This is a genomic window from Mesorhizobium sp. WSM4823, assembly GCF_055811195.1.
In genome coordinates this window covers 135064-160592 of sequence record NZ_JBVVQL010000008.1, presented here as the reverse complement: position 1 = coordinate 160592, position 25529 = coordinate 135064, and the positions used below count along the sequence as shown (strand labels likewise).

The 25529-nt window shown below is 61.8% G+C and carries 23 protein-coding genes; 12 read left to right on the top strand and 11 right to left on the bottom strand.

Annotated elements, in window-relative coordinates; genetic code table 11:
* Nucleotides 1–30: 30 nt before the first annotated feature.
* The 11 genes from AC0L26_RS20785 to AC0L26_RS20735 all read right to left on the bottom strand — a co-directional run bounded on the left by AC0L26_RS20785 (nt 31) and on the right by AC0L26_RS20735 (nt 12299).
* On the bottom strand, nt 31–1104 hold the full coding sequence (locus AC0L26_RS20785) for an ABC transporter ATP-binding protein (protein WP_473634264.1): 1074 nt from the start codon (nt 1102–1104) through the stop codon (nt 31–33).
* Nucleotides 1105–1149: 45 nt separating this feature from the next.
* Entirely contained in the window at nt 1150–1914 is a 765-nt protein-coding gene (locus tag AC0L26_RS20780) for an SDR family NAD(P)-dependent oxidoreductase (RefSeq protein WP_352936408.1), read from the bottom strand.
* 36 nt (nt 1915–1950) lie between these two features.
* Complete coding sequence (locus AC0L26_RS20775) at nt 1951–2775, bottom strand: carbohydrate ABC transporter permease (protein ID WP_473634263.1); 825 nt, start codon at nt 2773–2775, stop codon at nt 1951–1953.
* Nucleotides 2768–3700 carry a carbohydrate ABC transporter permease gene (locus AC0L26_RS20770; protein ID WP_473634262.1) on the bottom strand — a complete coding sequence of 311 codons (933 nt, stop codon included), beginning with the start codon at nt 3698–3700 and terminating at the stop codon, nt 2768–2770. Before AC0L26_RS20770 ends, AC0L26_RS20775 begins: the two co-directional genes overlap by 8 nt.
* Before the next feature lie 98 nt (nt 3701–3798).
* Complete coding sequence (locus AC0L26_RS20765) at nt 3799–5145, bottom strand: extracellular solute-binding protein (RefSeq protein ID WP_473634261.1); 1347 nt, start codon at nt 5143–5145, stop codon at nt 3799–3801.
* 155 nt (nt 5146–5300) lie between these two features.
* Complete coding sequence (locus AC0L26_RS20760) at nt 5301–6359, bottom strand: LacI family DNA-binding transcriptional regulator (RefSeq protein ID WP_473634260.1); 1059 nt, start codon at nt 6357–6359, stop codon at nt 5301–5303.
* Between the two features lie 444 nt (nt 6360–6803).
* The gene (locus AC0L26_RS20755) at nt 6804–7595 is read right to left on the bottom strand and encodes an N-acyl homoserine lactonase family protein (RefSeq protein WP_473634259.1); all 792 of its coding nucleotides are present in this window, start codon (nt 7593–7595) and stop codon (nt 6804–6806) included.
* Nucleotides 7596–7598: 3 nt separating this feature from the next.
* Entirely contained in the window at nt 7599–8522 is a 924-nt protein-coding gene (locus tag AC0L26_RS20750; RefSeq protein ID WP_473634258.1) for an NAD(P)-dependent oxidoreductase, read from the bottom strand.
* Between the two features lie 68 nt (nt 8523–8590).
* Complete coding sequence (locus tag AC0L26_RS20745) at nt 8591–10498, bottom strand: heterodisulfide reductase-related iron-sulfur binding cluster (RefSeq protein WP_473634257.1); 1908 nt, start codon at nt 10496–10498, stop codon at nt 8591–8593.
* 49 nt (nt 10499–10547) lie between these two features.
* The gene (locus tag AC0L26_RS20740) at nt 10548–11516 is read right to left on the bottom strand and encodes an electron transfer flavoprotein subunit alpha/FixB family protein (RefSeq protein WP_473634256.1); all 969 of its coding nucleotides are present in this window, start codon (nt 11514–11516) and stop codon (nt 10548–10550) included.
* 3 nt (nt 11517–11519) lie between these two features.
* Nucleotides 11520–12299: an electron transfer flavoprotein subunit beta/FixA family protein gene (locus AC0L26_RS20735; RefSeq protein WP_473634255.1), complete on the bottom strand. Its 780-nt coding sequence runs from the start codon at nt 12297–12299 to the stop codon at nt 11520–11522.
* 257 nt (nt 12300–12556) lie between these two features.
* On the opposite strand from AC0L26_RS20735, the gene AC0L26_RS20730 reads away from it, so the two are divergent.
* From AC0L26_RS20730 to AC0L26_RS20675, 12 genes are all read left to right on the top strand, one after another.
* Entirely contained in the window at nt 12557–13768 is a 1212-nt protein-coding gene (locus AC0L26_RS20730; protein ID WP_473634254.1) for a substrate-binding domain-containing protein, read from the top strand.
* A 72-nt stretch (nt 13769–13840) separates the two neighbouring features.
* The gene (locus AC0L26_RS20725) at nt 13841–15382 is read left to right on the top strand and encodes a sugar ABC transporter ATP-binding protein (protein WP_473634253.1); all 1542 of its coding nucleotides are present in this window, start codon (nt 13841–13843) and stop codon (nt 15380–15382) included.
* Nucleotides 15379–16329, top strand: coding sequence for an ABC transporter permease (locus AC0L26_RS20720; protein ID WP_473634252.1), 951 nt, complete (start codon nt 15379–15381; stop codon nt 16327–16329). Before AC0L26_RS20725 ends, AC0L26_RS20720 begins: the two co-directional genes overlap by 4 nt.
* 2 nt (nt 16330–16331) lie before the next feature.
* Nucleotides 16332–17300 carry an ABC transporter permease gene (locus AC0L26_RS20715; RefSeq protein WP_473634251.1) on the top strand — a complete coding sequence of 323 codons (969 nt, stop codon included), beginning with the start codon at nt 16332–16334 and terminating at the stop codon, nt 17298–17300.
* A 38-nt stretch (nt 17301–17338) separates the two neighbouring features.
* Nucleotides 17339–19012 (top strand): GMC family oxidoreductase, encoded by a 1674-nt coding sequence (locus tag AC0L26_RS20710; RefSeq protein WP_473634250.1) that lies wholly within the window; start codon nt 17339–17341, stop codon nt 19010–19012.
* 1 nt (nt 19013) lies between these two features.
* On the top strand, nt 19014–19421 hold the full coding sequence (locus AC0L26_RS20705) for a hypothetical protein (RefSeq protein ID WP_352929780.1): 408 nt from the start codon (nt 19014–19016) through the stop codon (nt 19419–19421).
* A 31-nt stretch (nt 19422–19452) separates the two neighbouring features.
* Complete coding sequence (locus tag AC0L26_RS20700) at nt 19453–19830, top strand: carboxymuconolactone decarboxylase family protein (protein ID WP_473634249.1); 378 nt, start codon at nt 19453–19455, stop codon at nt 19828–19830.
* Entirely contained in the window at nt 19827–21326 is a 1500-nt protein-coding gene (locus tag AC0L26_RS20695) for an aldehyde dehydrogenase (RefSeq protein WP_473634248.1), read from the top strand. Before AC0L26_RS20700 ends, AC0L26_RS20695 begins: the two co-directional genes overlap by 4 nt.
* A 40-nt stretch (nt 21327–21366) precedes the next feature.
* Nucleotides 21367–22281: an SMP-30/gluconolactonase/LRE family protein gene (locus AC0L26_RS20690; RefSeq protein ID WP_473634247.1), complete on the top strand. Its 915-nt coding sequence runs from the start codon at nt 21367–21369 to the stop codon at nt 22279–22281.
* A 62-nt stretch (nt 22282–22343) separates the two neighbouring features.
* Nucleotides 22344–23270, top strand: a complete 927-nt coding sequence (locus AC0L26_RS20685; RefSeq protein ID WP_473634246.1) for a LysR family transcriptional regulator — start codon at nt 22344–22346, stop codon at nt 23268–23270.
* 219 nt (nt 23271–23489) lie between these two features.
* Nucleotides 23490–24467: an ABC transporter permease gene (locus AC0L26_RS20680; protein ID WP_354491722.1), complete on the top strand. Its 978-nt coding sequence runs from the start codon at nt 23490–23492 to the stop codon at nt 24465–24467.
* 34 nt (nt 24468–24501) lie between these two features.
* Nucleotides 24502–25506, top strand: coding sequence for a sugar ABC transporter substrate-binding protein (locus AC0L26_RS20675; protein ID WP_473634245.1), 1005 nt, complete (start codon nt 24502–24504; stop codon nt 25504–25506).
* Nucleotides 25507–25529: the final 23 nt, after the last annotated feature.

Here is a 25529-nt window from a genome sequence, read left to right as displayed (position 1 = left end):
TGTGGTGGAATGAATGAAACAGCCGCGATGTTAGACTTCGCAATGCGACAGGGTTGCACCAGCCTCATCGAAGACATGACTGCGTGCAGCGTCCGGGGTTAGGAATATCATGTCACCTCGCCGGTAACCGCGCTCGCCAACGGCTCTGACGGTCAACGGGCCGAGTCCGTCGACCTCCACAGTGAAGAAGGCATCGCTGCCAAGCTGTTCCTCGATCAGGATTCGGCCGCGCCAAAGGCCGGACGTATTGCTGTAGCGCAGGTGCTCCGGCCGCACGCCGAAGGAGACCTCGCCCGCAGGGAGCGGCGATTTGAGGCGCGGTATGTCGACCGTGCCGCGCGCAAATTCCACCGTCCTCTGGCCAGCGGCGCGGGCCGGGATGAAGTTCATCTTCGGTGAGCCGATAAATCCGGCCACGAAGCTGTTTGCCGGCGTGTCGTAAAGTGCGATCGGCGTGTCGAACTGCTCGACGCGGCCGCCGTTCAGCACGACGATCCGATCCGCCATCGTCATCGCCTCGACCTGGTCATGAGTGACGTAGACCATGGTGGTCTTGAGATCATCATGGAGACGAATGAGCTCGAGGCGCATCTGCACCCGTAGCGCCGCGTCGAGGTTGGAGAGCGGCTCGTCGAACAGGAAAGCCTCCGGCTCCCTGACGATCGCGCGGCCGATGGCGACGCGCTGACGTTGGCCGCCGGACAATTGACGCGGATAGCGTTCCAGATAGGGCTCCAGGGCGAGCGTCTGCGCGGCCGCGCGGACCTTGCTTTGGAGCTCCTTCTTCGGGGTTCCAGCGACGCGAAGACCGAAGCCGATATTCTGCGCAACGGTCATGTGCGGAAAAAGCGCGTAGGACTGGAAAACCATCGCGAGGTGCCGTTCGGAAGGCGGCCTGCCCGAAACATCGACCCCGTCTATCAGGATGCGGCCGGCGGAAAGCTCCTCCAAGCCCGTGATCAAGCGAAGCAGCGAGGACTTGCCGCAGCCGGAGGGTCCTACGAACACGACGAACTCGCCGTCCTTCACCGTCAGGCTCACGTCCCGGATGACCTCTTGCGCTCCGAAGCGCTTGACTACGCCGTCCAGTGTGATCTCGCCCATTCCTGGTCTCCCTTATGCTGCCGGCCGACTCGACGAAGCCGTCGGTCAGTGGAAAATGATCCCGCCATCCACGTTGAGCGATTGGCCGGTGATGAAAGCAGCGTCGTCGGAGAGGAAGAACGCCACCGCGCCCACCACGTCGGCCGGGTATCCCAGGCGGCCCATCGCCGTCTTCTCCTCGACCCTTCGCAAAGATTCGGCGTCCCGGTAATTGTTGCGCCCCATATCCGTGTCGATGATGCCGGGGCAGACCGCATTCACCGTAATTCCGTCCCTCGCAACCTCCATCGCCAGAACATGGGTGAAGTTGATGACGGCCGCCTTCGATGCGCAGTAATGCGACTGGCCGGGCCCGCCGCGCTTTCCTCCGATGGACGCAATATTGACGATGCGGCCGGCGCCTTTCGCGCGGAAATGCGCGAGCAGCGCCTTGGTGACGAGGAACGTGCCCTTGACATTGACGTCAAACATCCGGTCCCATTCCTCGGGCTCGATTTCGTCCACGGGATGGACCGACAGCACGCCGGCATTGTTGACCAGGACATCCAAATTGCCAGCCTTGGACAGGCAGTCGTCTGCCATCGCGCTGACGGAAGCCGGATCGCTGACGTCGCAAAAAACCGGTTCGCATAGACCGCCGCTGGAGCCGACCGTCTTGACCAAGTCGTCGAGTTCCGCGCTGCGTGCCCGCAGGTCGTTGGCGAAAACGCGGTACCCCTCGGCAGCCAATCGTTCTGCAATGGCACGGCCGATGCCGCGCGAGGCGCCTGTGACAAGCGCCGATTTGTTCTTTCCGCGAATTGGGATCATGGCATGTCTTTCCGTTGCGTCGCTTGCTTGGATGGCTCAGTCCTTCACCGCGCCCATGGTGATGCCGGACACGATGTGTTTTTGCATGAAGAAGGAAAACAGGACGGGCGGCAGACACTGGATGACGGACGCGGCCGTGATGTACTCCCAGTAGACGCGGCCGGTTCCGATGAATGACGAGATGACGACCGGGAAGGTCTTGGCCTCTCGGGTGGTCAGGAACAATGCGAGCATGAATTCATTCCAGGCGAAGATGAAAACGAAGGTTGCCACCGCGGCGAGGCCGCTGCGGCTCAGCGGCAGCACAACCTCCCACAGCACACGCCACCAGGAGCACCCTTCGAGGCGGGCAGCCTCGATGAGCTCCTTCGGGACTCGCCGCACGAATGACATCGACATCCACACGGCGAATGGAAGATTGAAACCGGCGTAAGCGATGATCAGCGCAGGCAAGGTGTCGAGGAGGCCTGCGCCACGGAAGATGACAAATAGCGGAACAGCTGCGGCGATGGGTGGCATCATGCGCGTCGACAAGATCCAGTCGGCGATCGCCTCCCTGCCTGCAAACCTTGATATAACCAGACCGAAAGCAGTCGGAACCGCCAGCACCAGTGCGAGCGCGGTGGCGCCGACCGTCGCGATCAGTGAATTCAGAATGAAGGGCGAGAATTGGGTGAGGACATCGCGAAAATTCTGCAGGTAGGTGAAATCGGGAATCCACACCGGCGGAATCGCGATGATCTGCGCGGTCGGCTTGAAAGCGCCAAGCGCCATCCACAGCAGTGGTGCGATCGAGATGAATACGAAGAGGAGAACCAGAGCCAGCGGTGCCAAGTCGCGACGGCGAAGGGGACTATTCATCTTCGATCCTCCGTAGCAGCCGAACTGCGAATGTTGTGATGACGATGGAGATAGCGAGAATGATCACAGCCGCAGCCGATCCGACCCCTGCCTGGAAATACTGGAAGTTCTGCTGATAGGCATACAGCGTCAGCACCATGGTGGAATCGCCCGGCCCCCCTCTGGTGGTGACGTAGATTATGTCGAAGAAGCGCAGCGTATCGATTACGCGAAGAATGATGCCGAGCAGCACGATGCCGCGAATGGACGGGATCTCCAGAAACCGCAGCACATGGTGCCATTTTGCACCGTCGACGCGGGCGGCTTCATAGAGATCGGAGCGGATCGAGAACAGTCCGGCCATGATCAGCAGCATCATGAACGGTGTCCACTGCCAGACATTGATCAGGAGGATGGAGAACATCGCCGTCGTCGAGGCGCCGAACCAGGATACGGGGGCGATGCCGACGCCGCCCAGGATGTAGTTTGCTATGCCTAGAACAGGGTTGAAGATATAGGAGAAGATCATGCCGACGATCAGCGGCGTGACCATCATCGGCATAAGAAAAAGCGAACGCAGGCCGTTCGCCCATTTCAGGTGGGCCAGGCTTACAAACGCCTTCGCGACCACGAAGCCGATCAGGATTTCAAAGATGATCGAGACGACCGCCAGCAGCGCTGTGTTCCACATCGCCCGCAGAAAAAGTCCGTCCGCGAACAGGTTCACATAGTTGTCGAGACCGACGAAGACGGCACGCTTGAGGGCGGTCAGCTTCACAGAATGCAGGCTGAGATATACGGAATAGAGAAACGGCCAGACGGTCAGAAGCGCGAGGAACACACAGGTCGGCCCGATGAACGCAGCCATTTGAAAGCGATCGCCCAGGTAGAAGGCGCGACGGCTCGCATGGCTTGAGATTTTCACGTTCGATGGCGCCAGGGTCATGGTCGATGATCCTCATGTGGAAGATGGCGACCGGACCTTGAAAGGTCCGGCCGCCCGCTCTGCGGTCAGGCGGGAGACCCTGCCGCAGTAGCAGCAGGCTATTTCAGCAAACCGTTCTGCTTCAGCAGATTGGTGACCTGGCTGTTGGCGTTGTCCATCGCCGCCTGTGGGGTAACCTCGCCGATGATCGCCTTGTTGACATCTGCTCCGACCGTATCGATCAGTTGGAACGCCAGCGGGTGACGCGGACGCACCTCGACCCAGGAATCCTTCTGCGCCTCGAGCAGAACTTCAGTCCACGGATACTTCGCTTGGACATCCTTGTCGGCCATTGCCGAGAGGCGGCTCGGGGGTCCGCCCGCCAGCACGAAATCCTTGTGCACCTCCGGGCTGCCGAACCATTTGAGGTAGTCCCACGCGGCGTCTTTCTGTGCGCCGTGGGCATTGACGCAGGCGATCCAGCCGCCGACGGGCGAGACTGTCTTGCCGCCGTCCTTGTGTGGCATCAGGGCAGCCTTGAACTTGCCGGCTATCTGGCTCTGACTGGGATCGTTCGCGATCTGGGCGCGCACGGACCAGTCGTTGATCATGGCAAGCTTGCCAGCCGCAAACGCGTTGGCACGTTCATCCCACGCGAAGGATTCGACGCCCGGCGGCCCGTAGGCGACCATGTCCTTGAAGAACTGGACGAGGTCGACCGATTCCTTGGAATTGAAGAGCGGGGTCTGGTCTGCATAGGGTTCTGTGGAGCCGATGTCGTTGGAGGCCCAGGGCTTGCCGCCCGCGCTATAAATCCACTCGAACCACTGCTGTCCGGCAGCGGCGCCGCGCTTGTTGTTCATCGCGTAGCCATAGACGCCAGGAAACTTCGGGTTGTTCGTGAAGGTTTGTGCCGCCTTCTTCAGGTCTTCGAAGGTCTTGGGCACCTCGATCCCAGCCTGCTCGAAGAGATCGGTTCGATAATACATGAGTTCGTAGTAGATGCCGACGGGGACGCATATCCGCTGCCCATCCCAGCTCGCCTGGCCCGCTGCCGAAGGTGTGAAGTCGTCCCAGGCAAACACTTTGGGGTCGCCGCCGGAAATCTGCTCTTCGGCGCTGTCGATGCAGCCGGCCTCGACGAATTCACCGATCCAGATGCCGTCGATCAGCAGCACATCGTAGCTGCTGTCGTTCTGCGAGCAGACGATCAACTCCTTCTCGTGCAGCGCGTCGTAGCCATAGCCATCGATCTCCACTTTTGCGCCGGTGAGCTTGGTGAAGCCGTCGGTCGTCTTTTTCATGGAGTCGATGAACGGATCCGTGATCGTCATCACTCGCACGGTCTTTCCGTTGTGGTCGCCGAGTTGGCTTTTCCAGTCGATGCCCTGTGCCTGTCCCGTTACCGTCGACGCTGCTAGCAGCGCCGCCCCGGAAATCGAGCCGAACAGTGTCGCCTTCTTCATGTCATCCTCCACTTGCTGGCGCTTTGCGATTCAAGCTTCGCGACGGCGCCTCGGCGTCGGCAAAGCTCAGCCCTTCGCGGGAATCTCCCCCGCGTCCGGAATTGCTGATGTGTTCAGAGTTGGCTCGCCCGAGCACAGGCCAGGCGAGTGCGTTCTCAGTCTTGCGCCGGCAGTCTCCTTCCAGACGGATCTCCGCGCGCAGCTTGCGGTGCGCGCGCGGCCAGTTGCGCGGTTGACGCGCGTACCACAAGTTCGCAGCTCAATTTCAGACGGAAGCCCGGCTCGGTGGAGCCGCCGATCCGGGCCCTCAACCGGCTCCAGATTTCGCGGCCCATTTCCTCGACCGGCTGTCGAATCGCCGTCAGCGGGGGAACGACCGCACGCATCCAGGAGTAATCGTCGAACCCCAGCACAGATATGTCGCGAGGAACGCTCAGCCCCCATTTCTGGAGCGAGGCAAGAACCCCCAGCGTGCCGAAATTGGTCAAGGCGAGAAAGGCAGTGGGCTGCTGATCGCCCTCCATGAACCCGGCCAGCCGATCGGAGGCCGTTTCGAAATCGAGGCCGACCTCGATCAATGTCGGCTTCGCCAGGCCGCGCGACGCGAATACCTGCTCGATGCCTTCGCACCGCTCGCGGATGTTCTTTAACTTCAGCGTAGAAGCAGCGACGACGATGTCGCGATGCCCAAGTCCCACCAAATGTTCGGCAGCTTTTCGCCCGGCATCGATGTTATCGACGGTCACGGCGTCGCCGTCGAATAGATTGGGCACGCGATCTGCGACGACACATGGCACGCTGGCTCGGGCGATAAGATCCCGGCAGGCAAAATCGTCGGTGCAAGGCACTGCGACCAGGCCGGCCGGACGCCACGCCAGCAGCGCCGACAGGCGCGCTTGTTCCTCAAACGGATCTCCGTTCGAGCTGGCCACGATGATATCCATCCCGTCATCGCGAAGGCTCGCTTCGATGGACGCGATCAATCCGGTGAAAAATGGGTTGTTCAGGTCCGGCACGAGCGCAGCGACAACACGCGCCTTGCCGGCACGCAGCTGCGACGCAGCGCGGTCGGGCTGATAGCCAAGATCCTCGGCCGCCTTCCGCACACGAGCAACAAGATCGGGACGCACAGCGCGATTGCCGCTGAACACGTTCGAGACGGTTCCAGGGGAAACGCCAGCCTGTCTCGCGACATCCTTTATCGAAGCGGTCACGTTACCCTGTCTCCTCCAGGTCGCCTCTCGCACAATCGCGTAAAACGATTTCCGAAAATCGTTTTACACGAACGGAAAATCGACGCAAGGCGCTTTTTCGCTTGCTTCGCTTCAGTTGGCGATGAGACGGGTTGCCAGAGCCGCGGTCTGGTTCGGACGAACAGGGGGAAAGGCATTTTCGTGTGGGAAGCCCGGCTACCGCCTGTCGGAACGGACGCGTTTCTTGGCGTCGCCGACAGGGACCGATCGGTTTTTCCAACCTATTCCCATGCGCCGCTCCCAGGTTTCGATACATCCGAATACGGGCTCGCCGACTATACCCGGTTGCACACCGATATCATCGTGCGGCTGCCGACCAATGAAGAGGCACGACAGCTCGCACAATCTAAAACGTAGCCGATCGTGCTTCTGAAATCAGTCGAAAAATCATCGAGGCGAGCAAGCTCAGGGCGTGGGGTGAGCAAGGCTTACGATGTCTTCAACGTCGATGCGGGTGCGCGCGAAGCGCTTGAGCACCAGCGGGTCATGCCCTGGGACGATGTGAGCCGGGGAACTGGCAAGTTGTTTCATATGCTCGACCCCAAAGATCACGTCGCTCAGTCGATCGAAGACCGGGAAAGGCTTTTCGCGCTCCATATTGGCGTAGAAATGGGCGGCATCGGAAGCGACTACCACGGCGCCATTGTCGGTCTCCACGCGTACCACTTGAAGCCCGCGCGAGTGGCCTCCGATCTTGTGAAGCGTGATGCCAGGTGCGATCCGCGACTCCGGATCGTGAAAGCAGACCTTGCCGTTATAGACGCGCCGCACCATGGCGGCGACATCTTCAGCCTCGAATGGATGGCGCATCGCATGGTGGCACATGCAGCGGCCGGTCGCGAATTCCATCTCGGCATCCTGCAAGTGGAACATCGCGTTGGGGAACAGATGATGGTTCCCGCAATGATCATAGTGCATGTGTGAGATGATGACGTCGGTCACATCCGCATGGTTGATACCGATGACCGCCAAGCCCTCGTCGACAGGCCTGACGATACTGCGGCCGCGTCTGTCGCCGGTCGGCTTGTCGAAGCCTGTGTCGACGATGAAGGTGCGCTCTTCGCCGACGATCGCCCAGACGAAATAGTCGAGTGGCATGGGCACGTCATGCGTGTCGCCGCCGAGGAAATTCTCTCCTGAGCGGCGCTCGAAATGGCCGTAGCGTACGGCATGGATTTCATAACGTCCGGCGCTCATCGTTTAGCTCGCTTCGGCAGTATTCGGCTTCTCGGCCGAGCCAACCTCCACATGGGCCCATGTTTCGACGGTCTTTACCATGCAGGTGAAATCCGAGTCGGGCCCGTAGAGCTGGTTCGTTACGCTCAGCAACTGACGAACGGCACTGCCCACCACCATCGGCACGCCGATCGCCTCGGCCTCATCGACGCAAAGCCGCACGTCCTTGAAGGACAGGCCGGTCGCGAAACCGAAATCGAAGGTGCGAGGCAGCACCGACTTGGGGAACTTGTCTTCAGTCGCGCTGTTACGGCCGCTGGAGGCGTTGATAACGTCGATCATGACCTTGGGATCGAGGCCTGCCTTGACACCCATGACGATCGCTTCGGAAGAGACGGCGAGCGCTGCCGCCGCAAGCAGGTTGTTGGCAAGCTTCATGGTCTGGGCGGCACCTTGAACCTCACCCATGTAAAAGATCTTTCCGAAATTCTCGATCACCGGCCTTGCGATCTCAAAAGCCGGCTTCGGTCCTGATACCATCACGGCAAGCGTGCCGTTGCGGGCACCCTTCAAACCGCCGCTGACCGGCGCATCGATCATGGCTATCTTCTTCTCGGCAAGGCTCGTGGCAACTTTGGCTGCTGTGCGCGGGCCGGTCGTTGATATGTCGATAAAAATCCGAACCGCCTTACCCTCGGCGATGCCAGCCTCGCCGAGTGCGACCTTTTCAAGAATCTGCGGGCTCGGCAGGCTGGCAAAGACTATCTCGGCAATATCGGCGACCCCGCTCGCGCTGGTGGCGACCTTCGCCCCCGCGGCTGCAAGGTCCTGCACCGCCTTGCGGTCGACGTCATAGACCGTCACGTCACAGCCGGCATTGATGAGGCGAGTCGCCATCGGCGTGCCCATTTTCCCGACGCCAACAAAGCCGATTTTCATCGTCGACATGACCGCTCACTCCTCGTTCGGGACATATTGCCCATGGTACTTGCCTCGATCTCCGGGATCGCATTCCGTCAGGTCGTTCCCACCGCTACCTCTTCGAGCGCCGCGCCTGTGCGCAGCACTAGAAGTTCCGCTATGTCCACGACCTTCAATTGGTCGGCCACGCCGAGGGCATCGACCGCGGCGGTGTACATCACCTTGTCCTTCGGGCAGGCGACGGCGAAATATGCGACGTCTCCCAGGCTCAGCGCTTCGCGTATCCGGTTCTCGCTTGGCCGCTCGGTCACCCCGTCGTCGTTCTGCCAGATGCGGCCGCCGCCGGCGCCGCAGCAAAAGGAATTCTCGCGGCAGCGCGGCATGTCGTGAAGCTGATAACCGGCGGCGCGGATCAGTTCGCGTGGTGCATCGAAACCGCCATTGTAGCGCCCGAGATAGCAGGGATCGTGATAGGTAACTCTGGCGCCGTCGGCCACGACAAGGTCGAGCTTTCCTACCGCGATCAGTTCCGCGAGTAGCGCCGTATAATGCAGAACCTCGAACGCCGCGCCGAAGTGCCGGTAGTCGTTCTTCAGCGCGTTCAAACTGTGCGGATCCGTGGTCATGATCCTGTTGAAGCTGCACGCTTTGATCTCATCGATATTGGACTGAGCCAGCGTCTCGAACAGGCCCTCTTCTCCGGCGCGCCGCACATCGTTGCCGCTGTTGCGCTCGGCGTCGAAGAGAATGCCGAAATCAACATTGGCGGCAGTCAGCAGCTCGGCAACCTTGCGGGTGATCTCCTGAACGCGCGGATCGAAGGACGCGTAGTCGCCGACGAACCACAGGACGTCGACAGGTTCGCTGCGCGCGTCCTTGACCGGAAAGCCGAGCTCCCTGGTCCAGCGCGCCCGCATCTTCGACGGCTTGCCCATAGAGTTGCCGAGACGGGTCAGGTTCGACAACGCGTCCTGAAGCCCGGGGCTGACATGGCCCTCGTCAATCAGATGGCGGCGCATGTCGATGATCTTCGGCAGGTGCTCGATCTCTACCGGGCACGCCTCCATGCAGGCGCGACAGGTGGTGCACGCCCACAGCGTGGCCTCTGAAATCACGCCGCCGACCAGCGTGGCCTTCGACGGCACGCCGCCAAGGGCGTCGCGCATGTCGGTGATCAGCATCTTGGGACTGAGCGGCAGGCCCGCCGAATAGGCGGGACAGACTGCCTGGCAGCGTCCGCATTCGGTGCAGGAAAGAAGGTCGAGCTGCTGTTTCCAGTCGAACTGGGAGAGCTTGTCGACGCCGGGGCTTTCACGCTCGCGCGGTACCGCCGGCGCGGTGCCGCGCGGTTCAAGATTGCGGAAATAGATGTTCGGCGCGGCCAGGAACATATGCCGATGCTTGGAGCCGGGAATATAGACGAGAAAGGCGAGGATGGCGCCGACATGCAGCCAGTAGCATATCTCTTGCATGACATGCGCCGGCGCACCGGCGCGGCCGAGCAGGCTGGCAAGCCAGGAGGCGACCGGCCGCCACGAACCGTCCGCGCCGCCCAGAATGCGCGCCGCCGCTTCAAACAGCAGCGAGCCTACGATCAGCACGATCAGCACGTAAATGATCGCCGCGTCGCTGCCGCTCGATCCCTTGAACCGAGCAGGTCTCAGGACATAACGCTGATAGAGCGCAAGCCCGACGCCGATCAGCATCAGCACCGCGAAGAAATCCTGCAGGCTGGCGATCCAGGTCTCGCCCCCAATGGGCGTCAGTGAAAATCCCGGAAACAGGCGCGAGCCGAAAGCCTCGATCGTCGCGGTGAACAGGACGAAGAAGGAAATGAAGATGATCGCGTGCAGCACGCCGGCGAGCGGCTTGCGCAACATCTTCCTGTGCAGGCCGATGGCGGTTGCCACGCCCTCCAGGCGCCGCATCGGCTGGTCAAAACGGGCAGATTTCGGCGCATTGGCAAGCGCGGTCACGTAATGGCGCGCGCGCCAGCCTGTCATTGCGATTGCCGAGGTCAGTAGTATCCAGAGGACTAAAGTCGATGCCATCTCAACGGCCCGGCGGCGCCTGCAGCCTGTCGCTCAGGCTCGCGACGAGATCGAACAGGTCACAGGTTGCGCCGTAGTGAGCAACGTTGAAGATGGGCGCCTTCGGATCGGTGTTGACCGCGATGATCAGATCGGCATGCGACATGCCCTCGAGATGCTCGGGCGCGCCGGAGACACCGAGCGCCAGATAAAGCTTGGGCTTGACCTTCTGGCCCGATTTGCCGACCTGGCGCAGCTTCGGCAGCCAGCCATTGTCGACCACGGGGCGGCTGCCGGCGATCTCGGCGCCGAGGATCGTCGCCAGGTCGCGGGCAATGTCGATGCTCGCCTCGTCGCCAATGCCGCGACCCACGCAGACGATCCGTTCGGCGGTCGTCAGGTCGACATCGGCATAGTCCGGCACATCGATGGCCACCATCTTGACCTTGCTGCTTTCGATGGCAGGCATGGCATCGAATTGCTGCACCCTGGCGGCGTTGACAGGGCTTGGCACGGCCACCTCGAAGGCGCCCGGATTGACCATCAGGACCGCGGGGAGCTTGACCACGCATTCGGCAAGAACCTTGCCGCCATACATCTGCGCGACGACATTCAGACTTTCGCCGTCCCGCTTGATTTCATTGACATAAGACAGGAGCGGCCAGCCGGTGCGCGCGGCGATGTCGGCCGCGACATCCAGTCCGTTCGCCGAGTAGGGCACCAGCACCAGATCGGGCTGTTCGGCCGCGACCGTATCGCGCAACAGGCGCGCATAGGCTTCGGCAGGGATCAGATCGGATCCGACGGCGTCAGCGGCGATCAGCCGGTCGGCTGCCCCCAGGGAAGAAGCTGCCGCGTTGGCGGCCTGGCCGGCGAAGAAGGCAACCACCTCGTCGCCAGCCGCTGCCACGGAACGCGCCGCGGCGATCATCTCGAGGGAGAAGGCTTCGATCTTGTCGGAGCGGCCTTCGGTGCAAGCTATCATCTTCATGGCTTACTTCCTTGCCAGACCGTTGGCGGTCAGACCGTTGACGGCCAGGATAGTGACCAGTCGATCGGCGACATTCTCGGCGTCGTTGCCGAGGTCTTCACCCGAGCCGCCCTGCGCTGGCAGGCGAAGCTCACGAATCTCTGCGGAACGCGCGAAGCCGGACGGCTCGATCGTGGCCCGACCGATCGGAGTTTTCGACGCTTCGCGCAGCTTGCTGCCGGAGACGTAGCGCGGCGCCTTGGAAGCGGTCTGCACGCCGAGCACCGCGGGCAAGGCCATCTCATAGGTGACGGCAACGCCCGCGCCACGCTCTTGCGTCACCCGCAATCCGGCACCGTCGGCGACAACACGGTTGGTGCCGGAGACATGCGGCCAGTCGAGCAGCGCGCCGACATAGGGTGCGAGCTGGCCGAAGACATCCTCGGTCGACTGCACGCCGCAGAGAATGAGATCGGCGGATTTGCCGCGCGCCGTCGCTGCGATCGTGGCGGCTATAGTGCGCGAGGAGATCATCGCATCGTCCTCGGTTTGAAGGGCGATGACTTCGTCGGCGCCTCGGGCGGCAGCCATTTGCAGGACCCGGTTGGCCCCTTCGCCAATGGCAACCGCCGTCACAGTCGCGCCGCTCGCTTCCTTGAGCAAAATCGCTTCTTCGAGTGCATGATCGTCGAAATCGTTGAGCTGGAAATCCAGCCACTCGCGATCGATGCCGCGCCCGTCCTCGGCAAGCTGAAGCTCGCCGGCGGAATCCGGAATCATGCGCAGGACAACGAGAATATTCACGGCCTCTCCTCCGACGGAACGCACCTCAAGCGCCCGGCACCCGTTTTAGATCGTATTTTCAATCCTTCCCAACAGGCAAAAATGTAATAGCAGCTATTACAAGACCGAAGGTTGACCTTTCCCGGCTATCAATTGTTAATTTGAGCCCAATCGTGGTCAATCCGCAATGTTCTGAACGGGAGAGGATTCAGAATAATACTTCAATTATTATCAGGATAACTACCAACATTCTATTGAATGTTCAGGAGGAGGAACAAATGTCAGTAAAGAGCATACTAGATCAAAAAATCTCGCGCAAAAGCTTCATCAGGGGCATGCCGGCCGCAGCCGCGGCCATCGTCGCGGCGCCGGCCATCCAGCTCGCCCAGACCAGTGCCGCCGTCGCCGCCGAACCGGAAACCAAGCCCGGTTACTATGGCGCGCCGCGCACCTGGATGTGGAATCCCAATGCCAACACCATGGTCGACACATCGAAGTGGAAGAAGGACGGTCCCTATACGATCGGTTTCTCCAACGCCTCGATCTCGAATGCCTGGCGCGTCGCCTTCCAGCATGGTGTTCTCTGGTCCGCCGGCCAGCATCGCGATGAGATCGCCCATCTGCTGGTGACCGACGCCAATGACGATCCTTCCAAGCAAATCGCCGATATCCAGGATCTGATCAGCCAGGGCGTCGACATCCTGCTCATCGCCGCTTCGACCGAGGACGCGCTCGATTCAGTCGTCGGCCGCGCCATGGAGCAGGACATTCCCGTCGTCATGGTCGACCGCAAGGTGAAGACGGCGTCGAATTACATCACCTATGTCACCGCGTCCGACTGGGCGCTTGGCCGCCTCGAGGCTCAGTGGCTGTGCGAGACGCTCGGCGGCAAGGGCAACATCGTGATGCTGCCCGGCATTGCCGGTTCCAGCGTGGCGGAAATCCGCATCAAGGCCAACGAGGAAGTGTTCTCGAAATTCCCTGACATCAAGGTGCTCGAGAAGCAGTATTGCGACTGGAATCCGGCCACAGGCAAGTCGGTCATGGCGGCGCTGATTCAGAAGCACGGCAAGAACATCAACGGCGTCCTGGCCGACAGTGCGCTCCAGGGTTATGGCGCGATCGAAGCGTTCCTCGACGCCGGCTACAAGGCCGGCGAATTCCCACCGATGACCGGTGGCGACGTCGCCCGGATGTATCAGCTGGCCAACCAGCACAACATCAAGATGGTCGGCATCGACTATCCGACATCGATGGGCATCACCGGCATCGAGACCGCGCTCGACGTGATGAAGGGCATTTCGGTGCCGGACAAGGTCGAGGTGAGCTTCCAGGTCGTCACGTCGCCGGGTGCGGACACGGTGTCGGTCAAGGGCGACAGGCATCTGCTCGATCACGTCAGCATGGACGATCCGGGCGACCTGTCGCCAAGCAACGGGCTGCCCGCCGGCTATAATCCGAGCACATTCAATCCCGACTATCCGAAGTAGCCTCCCAAGCGACCCGGTGCGCGCCAAGCTTGGCGCGCACCGGACGTGAATTGAACAGTTCGAGCGCCGGATATGTCAGCGTCTGTTATTGAGCTCAGCCAGATCGAGAAGGACTATCCTGGAGTCAAACCCCTGGACAAGGTCGATTTCGCCGTGCAACCAGGCGAGATCCACGCACTTCTGGGCGAGAACGGCGCGGGCAAATCGACGCTGATCCGCGTCATGGGCGGCGTGACCAAACCCAATTCCGGCACCATCACCTATCTCGGCAAGCCGGTTTCCTGGCAGTCGCCGAAGGCAGCGCGCGCTGCCGGTATCCATGTCATCCATCAGGAGCTTGCGCTCTTTCCCGAACTTTCGGTTGCCGAAAACATTCTGGTCGATGCCCAGCCCCGCGGCCTGCTGGGGCTCATTTCGAACCGCGCCCGCCACGCTCGTGCCGCCGAAATCCTCGCACAGCTCGGCGTCGATATTCCAACCCACGCCAAGATCGACGAATTGCCGCTTGCCGATCAGCAGATGGTCGAGATCGCAAAAGCCCTGGTCGGCAAGGTGCGACTGCTCATCCTGGACGAACCGACAGCGGTCATCGCCGGCCGCGAGGTCGATCTTCTGTTCGAGAATATGCGCAGGCTGCGCAACGAAGGCGTCGGCATCGTCTACGTCTCCCATCGGCTCGACGAGATCTTCGAAATCGCCGACAGGGTGACGATCCTCAAGGACGGCCAGCTCGTCGGCACGAGCCCGGTGAGCGCGCTCACGCGCGAAGAGATGATCACCAAGATGGTCGGTCGCCGGCTCAGCCAGATCTATCCGCCGCGGCGTGCAGCACCTGCGGACGGTCCGGATGTGCTCACGGTTCGCAATCTCAGGGCCGGCCCGCGTGTCCGCGACGTCAGCCTCAACGTCAGGGTTGGCGAAATCGTCGGCGTGGCCGGGATGGTCGGCTCGGGACGCACGGAGGTTGCCGAGGCTATCTTCGGCACGCGGGCCGTCGAGAGCGGCGTCATCGAATTCGATGGCAAGCCATTTGAAAGAAAGCTTCCCAAGGGCTCGATCGGCCATGGGCTCGGTTTTCTGACCGAGAGCCGCAAGGACGATGGCCTGTTTCTCGGTCTGCCGATCTCCGCCAATATCGTGGCGCCCGATCTCGACGCCATAACGAAACGCGGGCTGATCGACCGTAAGCAAGAACGTGCGGTGGCCACGCGGCAGATCCAGGATTTTTCGGTGGCGACACCGTCGCCTGACGTGAAGATCGGCAATCTCTCGGGTGGCAACCAGCAGAAGGTGCTGTTCAGCCGCTGGTCGCGGATCGCCAGCAAGCTGCTCATTCTCGACGAACCGACGCGTGGCGTCGATATCGGTGCCAAGGTGGAGATCTACCGCATCGTGCGTCGGCTGGCGGATTCGGGCGTCGGCGTGCTGATGATCAGTTCGGAGCTGCCCGAAATCGTCGGTCTCTCCGACAGGGTCTTCGTGATGGCGCAGGGCCATATCGTCGGCGAGATCAAGGGCGATGCCCTCGGCGAGGAGGCGATCATGGATCTCGCGGTGCGATCGGTCGAACACCGCAAGACAGACATGGATCAGCATGCGGAGCCGGTCGGATGAGGGCGATCGCCATGGACATTCGCCGCAACCGGCTGATGCTTTCCTACCTGATCGTGGCAGTGCTGCTGGTGCTGCTTGCCGTTGCCGGCGGCTTTTTGTCCGACCGGTTCCTGACCTGGCGCAACATCGGCAATCTGCTCCAGCAGCTCATCGTGCTCGGCATGGTCAGCCTTGGCCAGACTTTCGTCGTGTTGATGGGCGGCATCGATTTGGCGATCGGCTCGCTGGTCGGCGCGCTCACCGTCTTTCTGGCCAACTTCCTGGAATGGCGCCCGGATCTGGTCTGGCTTGCCTTGCCGCTGGCGCTGATCGCCGCGACCGGGGTCGGCGCGATCAACGGCCTGTTGACCGTCGTGCTGCGCGTCCATCCTTTGATCGTCACACTCGGCATGTCCTCGATCATCTTCGGCGGCACGCTGATGTACCGCAAGGAGCCCGGCGGCTCGGTACCGCGCGCCTTTGCTGACATCGCCTATACAAAAATCGGCGGCATTCCGATCAGCGCCATCGTGCTCGTGGTGATTTTCGCGCTTGCCGGGCTTTGGTTGCAGCGGACGCGCACCGGCCGCAGCATCTACTTCGCCGGCGGCGACCGGGAAGCGGCGCGGCTGAACGGCCTGCCTGTCGACCGCATCGTGGTGCTCGCCTATGCGCTGTCGGGCCTATGCGCCGGCATAGCGGCGATTTTCCTGACCGCGCGAACCGGCGTCGGCGACCCGCGCATCGGCGTCGCGCTGACATTGCAGTCGGTGACGCCGGTGGTGGTCGGCGGCACCATCCTGGCGGGGGGCAGGGGCGGCGTGCTCGGCACGTTCCTCGGCGTGCTGCTTGTCACTATGCTCAACAGCCTGCTGAATTTTGTGAATATCTCGTCCTACTACCAGTGGGTCATTCAGGGTCTCATCATCCTCATCGCGGTCGGCATTCACAGCGCGAGGCGGAAATAGCGATGACGCCTCTCGAGACCCCGCTGCAGCGATCGCAAAGCATTTCCATAGCGTCCGTTTTCGAACGCTATGGACTGGTGATCTTCCTGGTCGCGCTTATGGTCGTTGCAGCCATCGCTTCACCGACCTTTCTGCGGCCGGCCAATTTGGTCAATGTGCTGACGATCGCCGCACCCCTCGGCATGGTGGTCGTCGGCCAGACTTTTGTCATCCTGGTGCGCGGCCTAGATCTTTCTGTGGCTTCATTGATGGCGACGGTGGCCGTGCTGGCGACCGCATTCAAGGCCACGACCAACGAGGCGATCCCGATGATCTTCATCGTCGCGATCGCCCTGTCGGCGGTGGTCGGCCTGGTCAATGGCTGGCTCGTGGCCAAGCGCAATGTCAGCCCGTTTCTCGCGACGCTGGCGATGATGATCATCCTGCAGGGCGCACGCTTCGCCTACACCGGTGGCGCGCCGATTAGTACCCTGCCGCCCGGCATGGGCTTTTTGGCCTCCGGACGGATTTTCGGTATTCCGGTCAATCTGATCACCCTGGCCTTTCTCGCCATTGCTTTTGGCATTGTGCTGCATCGGTCGCGCCTCGGCCGGGAAATATTCATGGTAGGCAGCAATCCAAAAGCCGCGTTTCTGAACGGGGTCGCGCCGGACCGCGTCGTGATCCTCTGCTACGTCATCTGCTCGGTCTGTGCCGGGATAGGCGGGCTCTTCCTGCTCGGTTATGTCGGCACGGTGTCGAACTGGGTCGGACAGGGCTACGAGCTGGATTCGATCGTTGCGGCGGTGATGGGCGGGGTCGCGCTTTCCGGCGGGCGCGGCAATGTCTTCGCCGCCCTGCTCGGCGTTGCCGTGCTAGTGGTGATCAACAATCTCGTGCTGCTGCTCGGCTTCCCGATCGAGATGCAGCTCATCATCAAAGGCATCATCATCATCGGCGCCGCGGCCTTTTACCGAACGCGGCTCGCCTGAGAAATGATGTGGTCGTTGGACCTCGAGGGAGGAAAAGAATGACGGTTGAAATTCTGGCGGACCGTAGTGCACGGGCGAGACGTGATGAGGAGGTGGATGTCGTGATCGTCGGTGCCGGACCTTCCGGTTCGGTCGCGGCGCTTCATCTGGCGCGCGCCGGCATCTCCGTCGTCGTGCTCGAGCAAGGAGAATGGCCGGACTATGCCGACTATACCGGGGCGCGGCCGGAGCACGAACTGGTCAGCACCAAGCTCTGGCATCCCAATCCCAACGTCCGCGATAATCCGAACGACTATCCCGTCGATACGTCGACGACGGACATCAACCCGTTGATGTTCGCCGGCGTCGGCGGCAGCGCCACGCTCTACGGCGCGCAGTGGATGCATTTCCTGCCGTCCGATTTCCGGGTGCGCTCGATGGATGGCGTGGCCGAGGACTGGCCGTTCACTTACGAGGACCTCTTGCCCTATCAGCTTGAGATAGAGCGCGAGGTGGGCGTATCGGGTCTTGCGGGCGATCCCGCCTTTCCGCCGCGCGGCGCTTATCCCTTTCCGGCGCTGCCGATGGGGTCCGTCGGCCTGCGCGGCGCGCTCGGGATGGAGAAGATGGGCTGGCACTGGTGGCCCGGCAGCAACGCCATCCCGTCGGAGAAGTTCGGCGAACTCAATCCGTGCGTGCGCCGCGGCACCTGCCTTACCGGCTGTCCCGAGGGGGCGAAGTCGACGACCGACCGGTCACACTGGCCTTTGGCGCAGAAAGCCGGCGCACGACTGATCACCCGGGCCCGGGTCAAGGAGATCGAAACCAATGACCAGGGGCTCGCCACCGGCGTAGTCTATGTCGACGCCAATGGTCGCGACCGACGCCAGCGCGCCAAGGTCGTCATCCTGTGCGCCAACGGCGTCGGCACGCCGCGGCTGCTGCTGATGTCGGGCGGCTCAAGGAATCCGGATGGGCTCGCCAATTCCTCGGGCATGGTCGGCAAGCGGTTGATGATGCATCCCTTCGCCAGTGTGCTTGCGTCCTACGAGGACCCGCTCGATTCCTGGCGCGGCCCGTTCGGTCAGCAGGTCTATTCGCTGGAGTTCTACGAGACCGACGAAAGCCGCGGCTTCGTGCGCGGCTCGAAATGGAACTGCATGCCGTCGGGCGGACCGGTCGGCGTGTCCGGCGCGATCGGCTCCAAGGTCTATGTCGCCGAGGAAGGCCGGTTCCAGGATTTCTGGGGCGCCAATCTGCATGAGAATGTCGCCCGCCGCTTCGGTCATTCGCTGATCTGGGGCATCGTCGGCGAGGACCTTCCGGAGGAGAGCAACCAAGTGGTGCTGTCGAAGGATCTGGTCGATTCAGATGGCCTGCCGGCGCCGCAGATCATCTACAAGGTCAACGAGAACTCCAACCGGCTCTTGCAGTTCAATATCGATCGTTGCCTGGAATCGGTGCGTGCCGCCGGCGCCATCGAGACGCTGGTTTCGACACCGGTGCGCGAATCCGGCTGGCACCTGATCGGCACCACCGTGATGGGCGACGACCCCAAGCGTTCGGTCGTCGATCAATGGGGCGCCTGCCATGACGTGCCGAACCTCTATGTCATGGACGCCTCGACTTTCCCAACCTCGGGCGCCACCAATCCGACGGCGACCATCATGGCCGTCGCGCTGCGCAACACGCAGCGCATGATCGCCGAGCGCCGCAACCAGAAGGTGGCCTGAAATGTCGAAAGAGAACGCCTTCTTCGCGCTCGCCGATTTCCTGATCCCGGCGCATGGCAAGATGCCGAAGTTCAGCGATGTCTGCACCTATGCCGATGTCGAGAAATCCCTCGATTTCCGCATCGATCTCAAGGAAGGCTTTGCCCGCGCCATCGCCACCGATCCGTCCACCGGCGCGGAGGCACATCTGGAAAAAATCAACAGGCAAGACGGCGAAGCCTTCTCCGCGATCACCACCATTGCCATCGCCACCTACTACATGAACCCGCGCGTGCGCGAGCTGATCGGCTATCCCGGACAGGAAAATGTCCAGTACGATTCCAAGGCAACGCAGATCTACCTGACCAATGGTTCGCTCGGTCATGTGATCGCGCGCGGCCGCAAATATCGGCCGACCCCCGGCCTCTGACCTCCCAAGCAAACAGGAAAGGACTACCCAGATGGGCAAGGACGTATTCGACAAGGGTTTTGAGATCCGCAAATCGGTTCTGGGCGCGGAGTTCGTCGAGAAATCCTTTGCCAGCGCCGACGATTTCAATCGCCCGATGCAGGAACTGGTGACGGAATATTGCTGGGGCGCTGTATGGGGCCGCGATACGCTCGACAGGAAGACGCGCAGCATGCTGAACCTTGCCATGCTCGCTACGCTCAACCGTCCGCACGAGCTGAAAATGCATGTAAAGGGCGCGCTTCGCAACGGCGTCACCAAGGACGAGATCCGCGAAGTGCTGCTGCAGGTGGCGATCTATGCCGGCGTGCCGGCAGGGGTCGACGCCTTCCGGCTCGCCCGCGAGGCCATGCAGGAAGCCCAGGCATGATTGCGCGTCCGCAGCTCGCCGCGGAAGAACTTTCAATGCTGGTAGGCGGTCGCTCGGTCGCTTCGGCATCGGGTGATCGGTTCGAATCCTTCGATCCCTTCACCGGCAAGGCCTGGGCGCTGGTTCCTCGCGCCGGGATTGCCGATGTCGACGCGGCCGTTCAGGCCGCCGTCGCAGCTTTCCGCGGCGAGTGGCGGACAATGAGCGCGAGCGCGCGCGGGCAGATCATGACGCGCTTTGCCGACCTGGTCGCAGAGGAAGCCGAAAACCTGGCCGTCCTCGAAACCCGCGACAATGGCAAGCTGATCAATGAAATGCGGATGCAGTGCAAATACATCCCGCAATGGTTCCGCTTTTTCGGCGGTCTCGCCGACAAGATCGAAGGAAGGGTCATCCCGATCGACAAGCCGGGCGTGTTCAACTACACGCGCCAGGAGCCGCTCGGGGTGGTGGCCGCGATCACCCCGTGGAATTCGCCGCTGATGCTGGCAACCTGGAAGCTGGCGCCGGCGCTTGCCGCCGGCAACACGATCGTCTGGAAGCCGTCGGAATTCTCCTCCGTCTCGGCCCTGTTCTTCGGCCAGCTCTTCGAAAAAGCCGGTTTCCCCAAGGGCGTCGTCAACATCATCACCGGCTTCGGCAACGAGATCGGCGACCGCCTCGTGACGCATCCCGACGTCGCGAAAGTGGCCTTCACCGGCGGCGACGTGACCGGCCGCCGCGTCTATCAATCGGCGGCGGGCGGGCTGAAGAAGGTGACGCTCGAACTCGGCGGCAAATCCGCCAACATCGTCTTCGCCGACGCCAAGATGGAGGCGGCCATTCCCGGCCTCGTTTCCGGCATCTTCGCAGCGACCGGCCAGACCTGCATCGCCGGCTCGCGCGCGCTCGTGCAGCGCTCCGTCTACGACCAGGTGACGGAAAAACTGGTCGAGTTCGCACGGACCGCAAAAATCGGCGATCCGCTCGATCCCGAAACCCAGGTCGGTCCGATCACGACACTGCCGCAGCGCGAGAAGGTGCTCGACTATATCGGCATCGCCAATGGCGAGGGTGCGACGCAATTGCTGGGCGGCAAAGTTCCGGAGGACAAGTCGATTGCCGACGGCTGGTTCGTCGAACCGACGGTCTTCGGCAACGTCAAGCAGTCCATGCGCATCGCGCAGGAGGAGGTTTTCGGACCGGTGCTCGCGATCATTCCGTTCGAGGATGAGGACGAGGCGGTGGCGATCGCCAATGACAGCATTTACGGCCTTGCGGCCGGTCTGTGGACGCAGGATCTCGGCCGCGCGATCCGTTTGCCCGAACGGCTCGAAGCCGGCATTATCTGGGTCAACATGTATCGTGCGACCAGCTATCTCTCGCCCTTCGGCGGCTACAAGCAATCGGGCTTCGGCCGGGAGAACGGCCAGACCGCCATCTACGAATATCTCCAGGAAAAAAGCGTCTGGATCGATAGCGGGAATTCCATTCCGGCGCCGTTCGTCCAGCGCTGATCGGACAGGATCTTCGAGGAAGCAGCCATGAGGGCCGTCGATGTCGTGCTATGAGATCATCGATGCGAGGTTCGGCGAGCTGATCGATCCTGTCGCTTTCCTCGAAACCATCCATACGGGGAATCGCTGGGCGGAGGGGCCGGTCTATTTTGCCGACCACCGGTCGCTGGTGTGGAGCGACATTCCCAATGACCGCATCCTGCGCTGGGATGAAGAGACCGGCGCGGTGTCACTCTTTCGTGGCAACATCGCCAACCCGAACGGCAACACGCGCGACAGGGAAGGGCGGCTCGTCACCTGCATGCAGGGCGAGCGCCGGGTGGTGCGCACCGAATGGGATGGCTCGGTCACGGTGCTGGCCGACGCGTTCGACGGAAAGCGGCTGAACTCGCCGAACGACGTGGTGGTGAAGTCGGATGGCAGCATCTGGTTTACCGATCCGAACTACGGAATCATCTCCGACTATGTTGGTCGCAGGAGCCTTCAGGAACAGCCGGGCTGCCGCGTCTATCGGATCGAGCCGCAATCGGGAAAGGTCACCGTCGTTGCCGATGATTTCTCCATGCCGAACGGGCTTGCTTTCTCGGCTGACGCAAAACAGCTCTATGTCTCAGACTCCGGTTTTCTCACCGACCGCAGCGCGCCCCACCACGTCAGGTTGTTTGACGTCGAGGACGAGAAACTGATAAATTCCCGTGTGTTCGCAGAGATTTCACCGGGCATTCCGGACGGTTTCCGCATTGATGCCGTGGGCAATCTCTGGATCAGTGCCTGGGACGGCGTCCAGTGCCATACACCGGATGGCGAACTGATCGGAAAGATCCAAGTGCCTGAAATGGTGGCAAATCTAACCTTCGGTGGGCCGCGCAACAACAGGTTGTTCATTACGGCGACCACGTCGGTCTATGCAGTCTTCCTGAATGTCCGGGGTCTGAAATATCCATTCGGGAAGTGAGAAGGTACTACCGAAATTCAACCTGGAAGTTCTGCCGCAGCGGATGGTCAGATGGGTGAGAGTTGGACACGAAGCAGCTACAGGTGTTCATCGCCGTTGGCTCAGCGGGAAGCTTCTCGAAAGCCGCACTTGACCTGAATGTGACGCAGCCGATGGTCACCCGTCATATCCGCGGGTTGGAGGAGGAACTCGGTGTTGAGCTCTTCTATCGGAACGGTCGCGGGGTGGTGCTGACAGAGGCCGGCGTGCTTTTGAAGGCGCATGCCGACGAGATCATTGAGCGGATGCGGCTTGCGCAGAATGCAGTGTCTAATCTCAAGACCTCGCCGAAGGGCCGGTTGGTGCTGGGGGTGCCGCCGTCGGTCGGCACGGTGCTGACGGTGCCTCTGGTCAAGAAGATCAAGAATGAATTCCCGAATGTCGTGCTGCAGGTGATCGAAGGCTTCAGCGGCCACATACTGGAATGGCTGATCGCCGGCCGTATCGACGCCGCCGTGCTCTACAACTCGCCAAACCATCCCTCTGTTCTCACCGAGCCGCTTGCCGACGACGAACTCTTCCTGATCGGACCGGCCTTGCGCGAGCGCGTGCTGCTGCTGGGGCCGGTCGGCCTCAACGTCTTTGGCGAACTGCCGATGATCCTGCCGAGCCGCCCGCACGGGCTGAGGCGCCTGCTCGACAACATCCTGGCCGAGCACGGCATCTATCCGCGCGTCGAGATGGAGCTCGAAGCGATGCCCTCGACACTGCTTTTGGTGGAGGAGGGGGCGGGCTACACTGTCTTACCCTACGCCTCGGTCCATCTGCTGGTCGAAGCCGGACGCATCGAAGTTTGGCCGTTCGATCCGCCGATCACCCGCAAGTTGATTCTTGCAACCTCCTCGCAGCGACCGATGTCGTCGACCTTTCGCCCTCTGTTTCGGACAGTGCGCACGGAGCTGCGGGATATTATATCCACCCACATCTGGAAACCGCCGACTCCAGCCTAAGCAGCCGCGCTCGCCCAATGCCAGACGCGGTCTTGCGACCGCCTCATTTGCCAACGCTCAACTGTTCTTCGCGATAGAACCGGTAGCCAGCATAACTGATATTCCACCAACGGGTCTGTCTCGGGTTCTCCAAAAAAGGGATGTTCGTTCCAGCTCGATGCCGATCGCGCGCAGGTCCGCATCCGTGGAACGACATCGGCCGGTCTGGGAGGTCGGAGAATGGGGAAGGCGCGATTGTCGCAAGAGGGCGTGGTGTTCGCGCTGGCCGTTGCGATGTTCGCGGTGTTCGCGGTCACGCTCAACAATTTCCTGACCGCCGGCAACCTGATCGCGCTCGTGCGCAGCGTATCGATCCTCGGCATTCTCGGCCTCGGCATGGGGCTGGTCGTGATCGGCCGCGGAATAGACCTCGCGATGGTGGCCACGATGGTGGTGTCGCTGTCGTGGGTTTTGTCCATGGCGCAGACCGGCACGCCGTTCGACACCGCGCTCGTGTATGGCGTCCTGCTCGCCCTCGCCATCGGCCTGGTAAGCGGCATTCTGGTCGCCTACGCCGACATCCCGGCGATCTTCACGACGCTCGCCATGGGCCTTGTCGCCTATGGCTCCGGGCGCGCCTTTCTGTTTCAGATCGACGTGCAGAACACCCCGGTCGGCGTCGCCTGGTTCGACTTTCTCGGCCGCGGTTTGTTGTTCGGCCTGCCGATGCCGATCATCGCCTTTGCCGTGCTCGCGGCGCTGATTGCGCTGCTTTTGCTACGCACCCGCTTCGGCCGGTTTGTCTATGCGGCAGGCGACAATCCGCTGGCCGCCCGCATCACCGGTTTGCCGCTGCGGCCGCTGATCGTTTCGCAGTACGTGGTGAGTTCGCTGATCGCCTTCCTCGCCGGTGTCGTCATGGCGGCGGCCGTGTCCGGCATGAGCACACGCCTCTACAACTCGACCATGATCTACGACGTCCTGCTCGTCGTGGTGCTGGGCGGCATAAGCCTGAGCGGCGGTCGCGGCGGCGTGCGCAATGTGCTGGTTGGAACGCTGCTCGTCGGCGTGCTGCTCAACGGCATGACCATCCTCGACATCACCTACACCACGCAGAACCTGATCAAGAGCCTGATCCTTCTGCTGGCGATCATGGTGGACAGTTTCATCAATCCCAGGGACGAGCAGACCTCGCAGCAGAGCCAAGGGGACATCTGAACCACATCTTGTTTGTGATCAACGGGAGGAAACCATGAAGATTCGCAACATTCTGGCGGCAGGCCTGATGGCCCTCGGGCTGGCGGGCGCCGCACATGCCGATGACGGCCTCGACAACCCGTCGCGCAACCCTTTCTATGACGGCCTGAAGGGAAAGCGCGTCGTTTTCATCCCGCTGGCGATGGGTTTCGACCTGACGGAGGGCTGGGCCGCGATCATGCGCAAGCAGGCGGCCGATCTCGGCTACACGCTCGAAATCCGCGATCCGAACTGGAGCACGGATGCGGGCACACGCGCTCTGACCGCGCTGATCGCCGAAAAACCCGATCTCATCATCGCGCATAATCCCGATGTGCAGTCCTACGCACGGTTGCTGAAACGCGCCATGGATGCCGGCATCAAAGTGGTGCAGCTCAACCTCGAATCCGTGGTCCCAACCGACGCCTATGTCGGCGCCGACTGGTCGCGGGTCGGCTACATCGAGGCTGACGCGCTGGTGAAGCAATGCGGAGCAGGCTCCGGCAAGTCCGGCAAGGTTGCCATCATCCGCGGCCAGCCTACGGCTGCCTCGGACCTATACGAGCTTTATGCCTATAAGCAGACCTTCGCCAAGGATCCGTCAATCAAGGTCGTGTCGGAGCAGGCCGCCCAGTACGATCCCGCCAAGGCGCGCGCGATCATGGAGACGGTGTTGCAGCAGCACCCGGATCTGTGTGGTGTCGTCGGCAACTGGGACAACCAGGACGTTGGCGCAGGCGCGGCGATCCAGGCGGCCGGGAAGGCCGACGACATCTATCTCGTCACCTCCGGCGGCGGCAACAAGATCGGTTGCGACAACATCGAGAAGGGGTTGCTCGACCTGATCATCAGCTACGATGTCCCGCTCCAGGGCAATGCGATCAACCAGCAGATTGTGCAGACGCTGCTGGCGCCGGCCAAGGCCGGCGAGAGCAAGACCTCCTACTACACGCCGCTGACGCTGCTGACGAAGGACAATATCGGTCCGCGCACCTGCTGGCAGCTGGACCAGCTGAAATAGATCGACCGAGTACCTGAGATCAT

Bases quoted from the DNA above. Each gene is read 5' to 3' on its own strand.
- AC0L26_RS20785 (WP_473634264.1), bottom strand. From the start codon at position 1,104: ATGGGCGAGATCACACTGGACGGCGTAGTCAAGCGCTTCGGAGCGCAA.
- AC0L26_RS20780 (WP_352936408.1), bottom strand. From the start codon at position 1,914: ATGATCCCAATTCGCGGAAAGAACAAATCGGCGCTTGTCACAGGCGCC.
- AC0L26_RS20775 (WP_473634263.1), bottom strand. From the start codon at position 2,775: ATGAATAGTCCCCTTCGCCGTCGCGACTTGGCACCGCTGGCTCTGGTT.
- AC0L26_RS20770 (WP_473634262.1), bottom strand. From the start codon at position 3,700: ATGACCCTGGCGCCATCGAACGTGAAAATCTCAAGCCATGCGAGCCGT.
- AC0L26_RS20765 (WP_473634261.1), bottom strand. From the start codon at position 5,145: ATGAAGAAGGCGACACTGTTCGGCTCGATTTCCGGGGCGGCGCTGCTA.
- AC0L26_RS20755 (WP_473634259.1), bottom strand. From the start codon at position 7,595: ATGAGCGCCGGACGTTATGAAATCCATGCCGTACGCTACGGCCATTTC.
- AC0L26_RS20750 (WP_473634258.1), bottom strand. From the start codon at position 8,522: ATGTCGACGATGAAAATCGGCTTTGTTGGCGTCGGGAAAATGGGCACG.
- AC0L26_RS20745 (WP_473634257.1), bottom strand. From the start codon at position 10,498: ATGACAGGCTGGCGCGCGCGCCATTACGTGACCGCGCTTGCCAATGCG.
- AC0L26_RS20740 (WP_473634256.1), bottom strand. From the start codon at position 11,516: ATGAAGATGATAGCTTGCACCGAAGGCCGCTCCGACAAGATCGAAGCC.
- AC0L26_RS20730 (WP_473634254.1), top strand. From the start codon at position 12,557: ATGTCAGTAAAGAGCATACTAGATCAAAAAATCTCGCGCAAAAGCTTC.
- AC0L26_RS20725 (WP_473634253.1), top strand. From the start codon at position 13,841: ATGTCAGCGTCTGTTATTGAGCTCAGCCAGATCGAGAAGGACTATCCT.
- AC0L26_RS20720 (WP_473634252.1), top strand. From the start codon at position 15,379: ATGAGGGCGATCGCCATGGACATTCGCCGCAACCGGCTGATGCTTTCC.
- AC0L26_RS20715 (WP_473634251.1), top strand. From the start codon at position 16,332: ATGACGCCTCTCGAGACCCCGCTGCAGCGATCGCAAAGCATTTCCATA.
- AC0L26_RS20710 (WP_473634250.1), top strand. From the start codon at position 17,339: ATGACGGTTGAAATTCTGGCGGACCGTAGTGCACGGGCGAGACGTGAT.
- AC0L26_RS20705 (WP_352929780.1), top strand. From the start codon at position 19,014: ATGTCGAAAGAGAACGCCTTCTTCGCGCTCGCCGATTTCCTGATCCCG.
- AC0L26_RS20700 (WP_473634249.1), top strand. From the start codon at position 19,453: ATGGGCAAGGACGTATTCGACAAGGGTTTTGAGATCCGCAAATCGGTT.
- AC0L26_RS20695 (WP_473634248.1), top strand. From the start codon at position 19,827: ATGATTGCGCGTCCGCAGCTCGCCGCGGAAGAACTTTCAATGCTGGTA.
- AC0L26_RS20690 (WP_473634247.1), top strand. From the start codon at position 21,367: ATGTCGTGCTATGAGATCATCGATGCGAGGTTCGGCGAGCTGATCGAT.
- AC0L26_RS20680 (WP_354491722.1), top strand. From the start codon at position 23,490: ATGGGGAAGGCGCGATTGTCGCAAGAGGGCGTGGTGTTCGCGCTGGCC.
- AC0L26_RS20675 (WP_473634245.1), top strand. From the start codon at position 24,502: ATGAAGATTCGCAACATTCTGGCGGCAGGCCTGATGGCCCTCGGGCTG.